This is a genomic window from Streptococcus sp. 27098_8_86 (assembly GCF_041432595.1).
GTDB classification, from domain to species: Bacteria; Bacillota; Bacilli; order Lactobacillales; family Streptococcaceae; genus Streptococcus; species Streptococcus pneumoniae_F.
The window spans coordinates 1-10,772 of the sequence record NZ_JAPVZW010000016.1; the positions used below are offsets into that span (position 1 = coordinate 1).

The 10,772-nt window shown below is 39.3% G+C and carries 6 protein-coding genes; 1 reads left to right on the forward strand and 5 read right to left on the reverse strand.

Going from position 1 to position 10,772, the window contains the following annotated elements; genetic code table 11:
• From O3616_RS09780 to O3616_RS09800, 5 genes are all read right to left on the reverse strand, one after another.
• On the reverse strand, window positions 1–4,953 hold a 4,953-nt coding region (locus tag O3616_RS09780), incomplete at its 3' end, for a MucBP domain-containing protein (RefSeq protein WP_371638765.1).
• A gap of 255 nt (window positions 4,954–5,208) precedes the next feature.
• The gene (gene asnS / locus O3616_RS09785; RefSeq protein ID WP_061590523.1) at window positions 5,209–6,552 is read right to left on the reverse strand and encodes an asparagine--tRNA ligase; all 1,344 of its coding nucleotides are present in this window, start codon (window positions 6,550–6,552) and stop codon (window positions 5,209–5,211) included.
• Window positions 6,553–6,568: 16 nt separating this feature from the next.
• Entirely contained in the window at window positions 6,569–7,747 is a 1,179-nt protein-coding gene (locus tag O3616_RS09790; protein ID WP_049510424.1) for a pyridoxal phosphate-dependent aminotransferase, read from the reverse strand.
• Window positions 7,744–8,232, reverse strand: coding sequence for a DUF5590 domain-containing protein (locus O3616_RS09795; protein ID WP_042750837.1), 489 nt, complete (start codon window positions 8,230–8,232; stop codon window positions 7,744–7,746). Before O3616_RS09795 ends, O3616_RS09790 begins: the two co-directional genes overlap by 4 nt.
• Window positions 8,233–8,523: 291 nt before the next feature.
• Window positions 8,524–9,720 (reverse strand): MFS transporter, encoded by a 1,197-nt coding sequence (locus O3616_RS09800; RefSeq protein ID WP_371638766.1) that lies wholly within the window; start codon window positions 9,718–9,720, stop codon window positions 8,524–8,526.
• A gap of 417 nt (window positions 9,721–10,137) precedes the next feature.
• Between O3616_RS09800 and O3616_RS09805 the strand changes: the two genes are divergently transcribed.
• Window positions 10,138–10,686 (forward strand): NADPH-dependent FMN reductase, encoded by a 549-nt coding sequence (locus O3616_RS09805; protein ID WP_140224320.1) that lies wholly within the window; start codon window positions 10,138–10,140, stop codon window positions 10,684–10,686.
• The last annotated feature ends 86 nt before the right edge of the window (window positions 10,687–10,772 follow it).

Here is a 10,772-nt window from a genome sequence, read left to right on the forward strand (position 1 = left end):
TTTGCCTTTTTCATCTACATATTTAACTACTAGGTTAGCTTTGTTTGCTACGTAGTTGATTGGTGTATCTTGACTTGGATCTGTTGGAATACTTGGTACTTCATATCCTTTGGTTGGATCGTTTGGATCTACTGGTTTCAACGGATTACCGTCTTTATCCTTAGGTGTGTATCCTGGCACGTACGGAAGAACTGGTTTATCCTTGCCTGGTTTGGTTGGATCTGTTGGATCGTTTGGATATTTGATTGGGTCTGTTGGTTGTCCTGGGATGTTTGGTACCCATGAACCAAGTGGCTTGTAAACATAAGTTACTGTTGAACCGTCTTTACCAATCTTACCTTTCGCTTCACCTTCTACTCGTACTAATACGTATCCGTCAATCACTTTTCCTTCTGTAGTGTACTCATCTCCTACTTTTCCTTTTGTTGTTTCTGTAGGTTTAAGTTCTTTTCCATTTTCATCTACATATTTAACTACTAGGTTAGCGTCATTTGCTTCATAGTTAATTACTGTATCTTTTCCTGGATCTGTTGGGACATTTGGTACTTCATATCCTTTAGTTGGATCGTTTGGATCTACCGGTTTAAGTGGTTGACCATTTCCATCTTTTGGAGTATATCCTGGTACATATGGTACTACTTCTGTTGGTTGTCCTGGTTTGGTTGGATCTGTTGGATCATTTGGATACTTGATTGGATTTGTTGGTTGTCCTGGGATGTTTGGAATCCATGATCCTAGTGGTTTGTATGTTACCACTTCTGTAGTGTTTTCTGAGTCTGCAGTTACTTTTGTAGTTGGTACTGTTGCTTTATCAGCTAAGTATCCTTTTACTACTGGTGACTTCACTTCAGCCAAGTCTTGAGCTGGTGTCCAATCTCCGTATGTAACCTCACCTGTAACCAAGTTAACTTTGGCTTCACGTGTGAATTTAGCTTCTTGTGTTACTGTTTTTGGAGTTCCATCTTCGTTCAATACTGGAGTTCCATCTTCGTAAACATAAGTAATTGTACGTGTGACAGTTTTGTTTAGATCTTTTTCTTCCAAACCAGCTGGGTATTTAGGTCCGTCTGGGTTGTTTGGATCAACAGGTGCCCCTGGTGTTTTTGGTTGATCTGGTGTAACTGGTACAACACGTTCTTTAAGTGTTACTTTGAACTCCTGATCAGTGTCTTTATCTTTATCGAACTTACCACCTTCTGGGTATGTATTAGATACTAATTCATATCCTTTGTTTTCAAGTTCTTTAATTTTCGCTTTTACATCAGCTTCTTTTGTTAATGGTGTATCTGAGTCACCTTCTTCAGTAATAGCGTCAACACCTGGAATTGGATTTCCTTTTTCATCTACGAAAGTAGTCTTAGCTTTTTGCGTATCCTTCACATAGTTGATTGGTGTATCCTCACCTGGGTTAGTTGGGACACTTGGTACTTCGTAACCTTTAGTTGGATCGTTTGGATCTACTGGTTTAAGTGGTTGACCATTGCCATCTTTTGGAGTGTATCCTGGTACATATGGTACTACTTCTGTTGGTTGTCCTGGTTTGGTTGGATCTGTTGGATCGTTTGGATACTTGATTGGGTCTGTTGGTTGACCTGGGATGTTTGGTACCCATGAACCAAGTGGTTTGTAGGTTACTACTTCCTTGATATCTTCAGAATCACCTGTTACGTTTACTACTGGTACACTTGCTTTGTCAGCTAAGAATCCTTTAACTACTGGTGATTTAACTTCAGCTAAATCTTGTGCTGGAGTCCAATCTCCATATGTAACTTCTCCTGTAACTAAATTAACTTTCGCTTCACGTGTGAATTTAGCTTCTTGTGTTACTGTTTTTGGAGTGCCGTCTTCGTTTAATACTGGAGTGCCATCTTCGTATACGTATGTAATTGTACGTGTTACTGTTTTGTTTAGATCTTTTTCTTCCAAGCCAGCTGGGTATTTAGGTCCGTCTGGGTTATTTGGATCTACTGGAGTTCCTGGTGTTTTTGGTTGATCTGGTGTAACTGGTACAACACGTTCTTTAAGTGTTACTGTGAACTCTTGGTCAGTGTCAACATCTTTATCAAAGACGCCATCTGTTGGATATGTATTAGAAACTACTTCATATCCTTTGTTTTGAGCTTCTTTGATTCTCGCAGCGATTTCATCTGCTTTTGTAAGTTTGTCTCCACCTTTACCTGTTTCAGAGATTGGCGTGTTACCTTCCACTTGCTTAACATTACCATCTTTGTCTTGGTAGACAAATGTTGTTTTAGCTTTTTGGATTGGTGAGTAAGTTACTACATATTCGTAATCTTCATCTGTTGCAGTTGTTGGCTGTACCGGAACTTTTTCTACACTTGCAATGTATCCTTCTTTTTGAGGTACTGTTACTTCTGGAAGATTTGTATCTCCAATACCTTTCCAGTTAATGTAGATTGGTTTATCATTTGAACCAATTACTGCTTTACCCTCAGCATTTGTCTTAACAGTTCCTTTATAGCTTACAGTCTGAGTCGTTGGATCAAATACTTGTTGTCCTGCAAGACCTGGTGCATCATCGGCATAAACATACTTAATTGTACGATTTACTTCTTCTACTTTTGTTTTCTTAACATAATTGTAATCTACTGGCGTAACATAAGCTGAAGCATTAAGTCCATTCTTTTTCAATTCTTCAGTAGAATATAAATCACGAGCTCTAGTGTTCGTTACACTTAATGTACCTTCAATTCCTGTTGTAGGGATGTCTGCAAGGATGTACTCTTCTTCATCCACTTCTTTTATTAATGGAGGAATATAGTCAGATACATCGTATTTTTTACCTAGGACATTAGTATTATCCTTTGTACCATCTTCATTTAACGGACGATTACCATCATATTTAGTAGTAGCATGCCCTATAATTTTACCAGTCTCAAGATCTTTAAGTCCAATTACTACTGCTCCTGTTGGTGGTTCTCCTAGAGGTGTTCCAGATGCATTGATTTCCCAACCATTTGCAACTGTTGTAGTTACATCTTCTTTTTCACCACTAATAGATGTTCCACCAGAGACCGTTAACGTAGCTGCTGTTTTATCATTCCCTGCTGTTCCACCTGTAATAAGTCCAAATTCATTATAAGTAACATTAGAGAATTCACTTGTTAAAGTTTTATCTTTAATAACTTTCTCTACACCTAAAGATTGAAGAGATAACGAGATATTAGAACCTTCTTGGATGTATCCTTCTGTTACAGTTACTTCTAATTCTGTTGGAGAGATTAGTTTTGGAGTTAATGTAAATCCACCTTCACGACCATCTTGAAGAATCCAAACATTATTTTCATTAGCTTTAACGTTTGCCCAACGGTTAGCAAGACGGTAGGTAATACTGTCTCCTTTATTAGGGTTAAGAGTTGAAGCTGTATTTAGACCATTTACAAAGTTAGTACTTCCTTGAAGTTCTTTGAATTCTGTAAATTCAGAATTAGGTAGTTTAATAGTAAATTTAGACCCTACTCCATAACGGATGTCTGAATCTGTATTAATCTCTAGAGTATCACTCTTACTTTTCAGTTCATTAGAAACATATCCTAAACCATTATTTGATCTTAATGAAGCTGATGTTCCTTGTTTTGAGAAACTTGCTTGCTGACCTTTACGTGTATAGGTATGTTCAACAACTGTTCTGCCATCGATCTTAATAGTAGCTTTATAATCTGTATCTTTTGAGATTTGCGGAGCTAAGTATCCACCACCTGATAAGTTTTCAGCACCAAATGAAACAACAGGATAATCTTTCACTTTCGCGTTCCACTCAATGTTGTAAGTATATGTACCCGTTTCATTAGCAACAGCTGGTTGTTCAGCAACACGCTGATCATAAGTCATTCCACGTTGTGTACGTTGCGCCCAATATGGTACAGATTTGTTATTGTTGTTTCCTGTTGATGTTCTATAGTCGATAGATTTAACTTTACCGATTACAGTACCATCTGCTGCAGTAATTTCTTTTCCTGCAGGGAAGGCAGCACCAAACTCAGCTAAGTTTGTAACTTCGATTTTTGTAATTGAACCTGCTTGTAAATCTGTAGTATCAATTGTTGAATCAAATCCCCATGCTTTAGGAGCTGTATTATCAGCATTCATCGTAATATAACCATTTGTTATAGATTTAACTTTTTCTCCATCTTTAACAACATCTTTACCTACGATTTTTTGGTCTTGAGTTGCTGCACCATCTAATACAGCTTCAACTTTACCTGCATGACCCGCACGTTTCATTTCAGCATAAACTGCTTCGATTGCGGCAGAAAGACGGTTCACTTGAGCTACCATTTGGTCTTTAGAAGCATCAGATGAAAGCAATCCTTTAGACGCTACTGCTTCAAGCTTCACTGTAGCAATTGCAGCCGATAACTTTTGTTTAGATGCTTCATCTTTCACTTCTTTATCTGAGAAGTTTGAGGCTACTGTTGCCATAACATCAGCTTCTGAAGTCAATTGAGTAAGAACTGTTTTAACATCGTCTTGTGCTTTTTCTGTTGCAGCTTTTTCAGATGTTTCTTTGTTAGTTTTTTCTTTGTCTGCTTCTTTTTTATCAGCTTGCTCTTTATCAGATTTTTCTGTTGCAGCTTTATCGGTAACTTCTTTTTCTGCTACAGGTTTAGCTTCAGTTTTAGCATCTTCTTTTACTTCAGGTTTTTCATCTGCTTTTACTTCAGATTTTTCATCTGCTTTTACAGCATCAATCTTTAATTCAGGAAGTTCTTCAACAACGGGTGTTGTTGAACCAGAATCAGATTTCTGTTTATCAGAATTTGTAACTTCTGGAGTTTTTGCAGAAGCAGTACTTGTTTCATCAGCTTTAACAGCGTTTACTCCTAAAAGAAGAGCAGTCCCCAAAAGAACACTAGCCGCACCAAAACTATACTTACGAATAGAAAAGCGCTGAGCTCTTCTACCATGGTATTTTCCCATTCTTGAATACATGTTTTCTCCTTATTTATATATATGTTGATTTAGAATACGGTTGAAGTCCTTCATATCCCCTGCCTCTCCTGCTAAAGAAAGCCTTCTTTAACGAAACTACAACACAATACTCATTATCCAATTGTATCATATATTTTTAACACTAGTCAACCAAAAAGATCTATATATTCTCGCTTTTTGTATAATATTTTTGTACCCAAAATACAAAAAGAAGGAATTACCCTTCTTTTTATTATAATAACTTTTTTATTTTATTTACGGTTTAATACGATGCAACATACGTGGGAATGGAATGGCTTCACGGATATGTTTTGTTCCTGCTGCGAAGGTTACCATACGTTCGATACCGATACCAAATCCACCGTGTGGTACTGTACCGTATTTACGAAGATCAAGGTAGAATTCATACTCAGTACGATCCATGCCAAGTTCATCCATCTTAGCAACTAATGCATCGTAGTCTTCCTCACGCATAGACCCGCCGATGATTTCTCCATAGCCTTCTGGGGCAAGCAAGTCTGCACAAAGCACGCGCTCTGGATTCCCAGGAACTGGTTTCATGTAGAAGGCCTTGATGGCTGCTGGATAGTTCATGACAAATGTTGGCACACCAAAGTGGTTTGAAATCCAAGTTTCATGTGGTGAACCGAAGTCATCACCATGCTCAAGATGTTCGTAATCAGCGTCTTCATCATTTTCATGCTCTTGCAAGAGATCAATGGCTTGATCGTAAGTGATACGTTGGAATGGCTCTGCAATGTAGCGTTTCAAAAGCTCTGTATCACGTTCCAAAGTTTCCAATGCTTGAGGCGCACGGTCAAGAACACCTTGTAAAAGAGCTTTCACATAAGCTTCTTGCAAGTCAAGTGACTCATCATGTGTCAAGTATGAGTACTCTGCGTCCATCATCCAGAACTCAGTCAAGTGACGACGTGTTTTTGATTTTTCAGCACGGAATACTGGACCAAAGTCAAATACACGGCCAAGAGCCATAGCACCTGCCTCTAGGTAAAGCTGACCTGATTGGCTCAAGTAAGCTGGCGTTCCGAAGTAGTCTGTTTCAAAGAGTTCAGTTGAATCTTCAGCCGCATTTCCTGATAAAATTGGGCTATCAAACTTCATGAAGCCGTTCTTGTCAAAGAATTCATAAGTTGCATAGATGATAGCGTTACGGATTTGCATAACAGCTACTTGCTTACGAGAACGGAGCCACAAGTGACGGTTATCCATCAAGAAATCTGTTCCGTGTTCTTTTGGTGTGATTGGGTAGTCTTGAGATTCACCGATTACTTCGATGTCTGTAATATCCAACTCATAGCCAAACTTAGAACGTTCGTCTTCTTTGACAATACCTGTCACATAAACAGACGTTTCTTGGCTCAAGCGTTTGATGACATCAAACTTCTCAAGTCCCACTTCTTCACCAAATTTTTCTAAAAAGTTTGGTTTAAAGGCCACACCTTGGAAGAAGGCTGTCCCGTCACGCAATTGCAAGAAGGCGATTTTCCCTTTTCCTGATTTGTTGGCAACCCAAGCGCCAATCGTCACTTCTTGACCAACATAGTCTTTTACATCGATAATCGTTACACGTTTTGTCATTATTTTTCCTTTTCTTTTATTTTTCCATAAATGCTTTCAAGCGGTTAACTGCTTCTTTAAGCGTGTCTAGGTCTGTCGCATAGCTGAGGCGGACATTTTCTGGCGCTCCAAATCCAGCTCCTGTGACCAAGGCTACTTCAGCTTCTTCTAGGATAGCGGTTGTAAATTCTGTCACATCCGTATAGCCTTTCATCTCCATTGCCTTTTTGACATTTGGGAAGAGGTAGAAGGCTCCTTGCGGTTTGACCACTTCAAATCCTGGCACCTCAGCAAGAAGGGGATAGATGGTATTGAGACGTTCCTCAAAAGCCTGACGCATGCTTTCCACCGTATCTTGCTCGCCTGATAGAGCCTCAACTGCTGCATACTGGGCTACTGCTGACGGGTTTGAAGTTGTTTGACCTGCAATCTTGGACATGGCAGCGATAATGTCTGCTTCTCCAACGGCATAGCCAATACGCCAGCCAGTCATAGCATAGGTTTTAGACACACCATTGATAACCACTGTTTGCTTGCGAATCGCTTCTGATAGACTAGAAATAGGTGTGAACTCATGGCCATTATAGACCAAGCGCCCATAGATATCGTCTGCTAGGATGAGAATATCCTTTTCTACAGCCCAGTTCCCGATTGCTAAGAGTTCCTCACGGGTGTAAATCATACCTGTCGGATTAGATGGTGAATTCAGCACCAAAACCTTGGTCTTGTCTGTGCGAGCTGCTTCTAACTGCTCTACAGTCACCTTAAAGTGATTGTCTTCCTTAGCAGGAACAAAGACTGGCACACCCTCTGCCATCTTAACCTGATCTCCATAGCTGACCCAGTAGGGGGTTGGGATGATAACTTCATCACCTGGATTGACCACAGCCATAAAGAAGGTATAGAGAGAATATTTTGCTCCTGCAGCTACTGTCACTTGATTTGGCGCTACAGAATAGCCATAAAAGCGCTCAAAGTAGGTATTGACTGCTGCCTTGAGCTCTGGCAGGCCTGAGGTTACTGTATAAAAAGAAGCACGCCCCTCTTGAATCGATGCAATGGCGGCATCTTGGATATTTTTTGGAGTAGTGAAATCTGGCTCACCCAAGGTTAGAGACAAGATATCTCTTCCCTCAGCCTTCAGTGCTTTGGCACGGGCTCCAGCAGCCAAGGTCACACTTTCTTCCATTTCTAAAACACGGTTGGATAGTTTCATAGGCCCTCCTTATTGACCAATGCTCCTGTTTCAAAATCTACTAGATAAAAATCGGAGCCTGACTTGACTTCCCAGATTGGCTTGTCTTGATAACGGCCAAAGGTAATCTTGTCAATCTCGCCAGCTCCTTTTTCCTTAGAAACCGCTTCTGCTTTTTCTTGTGAAATACCCTGATTTAGCTGATAAACGTAAATCTTATGGTCATCTTTTCCGATCAGGACAGCAAGTGCTTCTTGCTGTTTATTACGACCAAGAACGCTGTAATAAGATTCCAAGCCATTGTATAAATCAACCTGATCAGCCTGCTCTAATCCTGCATACTGCTGAGCTAATTTTTCTCCTTCACTTTTAGCTGTTTGATAAGGTTTCATACTAAGAGAAACCAGATACAGAAAGGAAGCACTGATAACCACAAACAAAATCGTCATCCCTAGACCGTACTGCCACAGTAGATTATTTTTTGCTTTATTTTGTCTTGTTTTCACTCGTCTATTTTACCATCTATTGGGCTTTATTACAAGTGAATGCAAGAATACTCTTCGAAAATCAAATTCAAACCACGTCAGCTTCGCCTTGCCGTACCCAAGTACTGTCTGCGGCTAGCTTCCTAGTTTGCTCTTTGATTTTCATTGAGTATAAGAAACCAATTCTATTTCTTCCTTCAAAGTAAACCGATTTTTCTTGTTTAAAACCGAGAGAGAAAAGCATAGACACAAGCGAAATCACCGTATTAAAAAACCTGAGCTTGCACTCAAGTTTTCAGAAATTCTTTTAATCTATGGAATCATTTTATCATCTATTCTTTTAGCCATTTTTCCTAAAAAGATAGGCAGTAGAAGGCTAATCATGACTAAAAAGGATCCTAGATAAAGAAATGTTACTACAAAGCCTAAATTGTCAATCAACCAGCCTGTCAGTGGGAAGAAGACAATCATACTTAGACTAAACATCATAGAGTAGACACTCAGCATGGTTGCCCTTACTTCACTTGGGAGCCGCTCTTGCAAATCATTATCAAAAATCGGCTGAAAAAGAGCATATAGAGCATTACTAATCAAATAAACCAAAATATAGATTAGAGGTGTTCCAAAGTAGGACAGCAGGTAGGTAACTCCAGTCAGCAGGACGAGGACAGGGAAAAGCTTCAAGGCGGCATATCTCTTTCCAATCTTACTCGCTAGATAGACTGCGACGATATTCAAGAGACTTCCAAGTAGCATAACTGCTGAAATTTGCCAACTACTTAAATCTGGTAACTGATTTTGATAGTAAAAATAAAACATGCACATGAGTGTACCAACAATCTGAGACAAAATCATCCAGTTGAAGAGCATGGGATTTCGCTCCAACTCTTCCTTAACAGTCCACATAATCTGTTTCATGGTCACACTATCAGTTTTTTCTAGCTTGACACTGGGCTCTTTCAACATCCAAATCAAGACAAGAACTATGATAGAAGTGGCAATCATGATATAGTAGGTCAGGTGCAATTGACCATGGACAAAAAATCCCGCCAACACTGTCCCCAAAGACCGAGTTCCTTCTGCTACTCCTGACATAAAGCTCGAAATGGATAGATAGCGTTCTTTTAGTCCAGCCTCAACAGCCGAGTCATAGACCATTGCTGCACTTGTTCCTGAATCAAAATTATAAGACAAGGCACTTATCGCCATAGCTAGCGCATAAATCCAAAAATTTCCCTGCCCAGCCAACATAAGAATAGAAGACACAATCCCTGCTATACGACTTAAATAAAGGTTGGTCTTATAGGAATAGCGGTCAGCTAACATACCAGATGGAATTTCACAGAGAAGACTGGTCGTATGAAAAATACTCTCCAGAAGTCCAATCTGCCAAAGAGACATTCCATTTTGACTGAGAAAGAGAATCCAAAAACTGGTAATCCCTAGAAATGCAAAAAACTCAATTCCGGCCATCAGGCCAATATTTTTCCGATAATTTCTTATTAACATCTTTTCTCCTTAACAAGTGTATTATTATTTCTTTTGTCCGTCACTTGTTAATCTTTGCCTTACATGATCTCCACCCCTTTTAGAAGCATTCTTCAATGCCATTATTGTTCCTTTAATGATTTATGAAATGATACCGGAAAATAGCTGTTCTGCGGTTTCTATTGCTAGTTTTCTTGTTTATTTTAGCACTTATGTCATTATATTACAAGAGAATATTGGAATACTCCTATAAAATCAAAGAAAACTAAAATCAAAAAAACAGTTCTTACTTTTCCAGTGGCAACTGACTAGAGTTTCAGCAATTTTATAATTTTCAAATAAACTCTGAGCAAATTCCTTGCAAGTTGTCTTGTTTTGTTGTAATATATTTTATAACAACGAGAAAATTCTCGTAAATTTAAAAAAAGGAGACACATCATGTCTAAAAAAGTATTATTTATCGTCGGTTCACTACGTCAAGGTTCTTTCAACCACCAAATGGCTCTCGAAGCTGAGAAAGCACTTGCTGGTAAAGCAGAAGTTAGCTATCTTGATTACTCAGCTGTACCTCTCTTCAGCCAAGATTTGGAAGTTCCAACTCATCCAGCTGTAGCTGCTGCTCGTGAAGCAGTTCTCGCTGCGGATGCTATCTGGATTTTCTCACCAGTTTATAATCACTCAATTCCTGGGCCAGTGAAAAACTTGCTTGACTGGCTATCTCGTGCTCTTGACTTGTCTGATACACGTGGCGCTTCTGCCCTTCAAGACAAGTTTGTTACCGTATCATCTGTAGCCAATGCAGGTCACGATCAACTCTTCGCTATTTACAAAGACCTCTTGCCATTCATCCGTACACAAGTCGTTGGTGACTTTACTGCTGCACGTGTTAACGACTCTGCCTGGGCAGATGGAAAATTAGTTCTAGAAGAAACAGTCCTAAATTCACTTGAAAAACAAGCTCAAGACTTGGTTGCAGCAGTTCAATAAAAAATAAAGAATTTTTAAAAGTCTAAATCAATTATCGCCACCTCATAGGGTGGCTTTTTTAGACTCTATCAAGATTCTCAGACAAA

Bases quoted from the DNA above. Each gene is read 5' to 3' on its own strand.
- asnS (WP_061590523.1), bottom strand. From the start codon at position 6,552: ATGACAAAACGTGTAACGATTATCGATGTAAAAGACTATGTTGGTCAA.
- O3616_RS09800 (WP_371638766.1), bottom strand. From the start codon at position 9,720: ATGTTAATAAGAAATTATCGGAAAAATATTGGCCTGATGGCCGGAATT.
- O3616_RS09790 (WP_049510424.1), bottom strand. From the start codon at position 7,747: ATGAAACTATCCAACCGTGTTTTAGAAATGGAAGAAAGTGTGACCTTG.
- O3616_RS09805 (WP_140224320.1), top strand. From the start codon at position 10,138: ATGTCTAAAAAAGTATTATTTATCGTCGGTTCACTACGTCAAGGTTCT.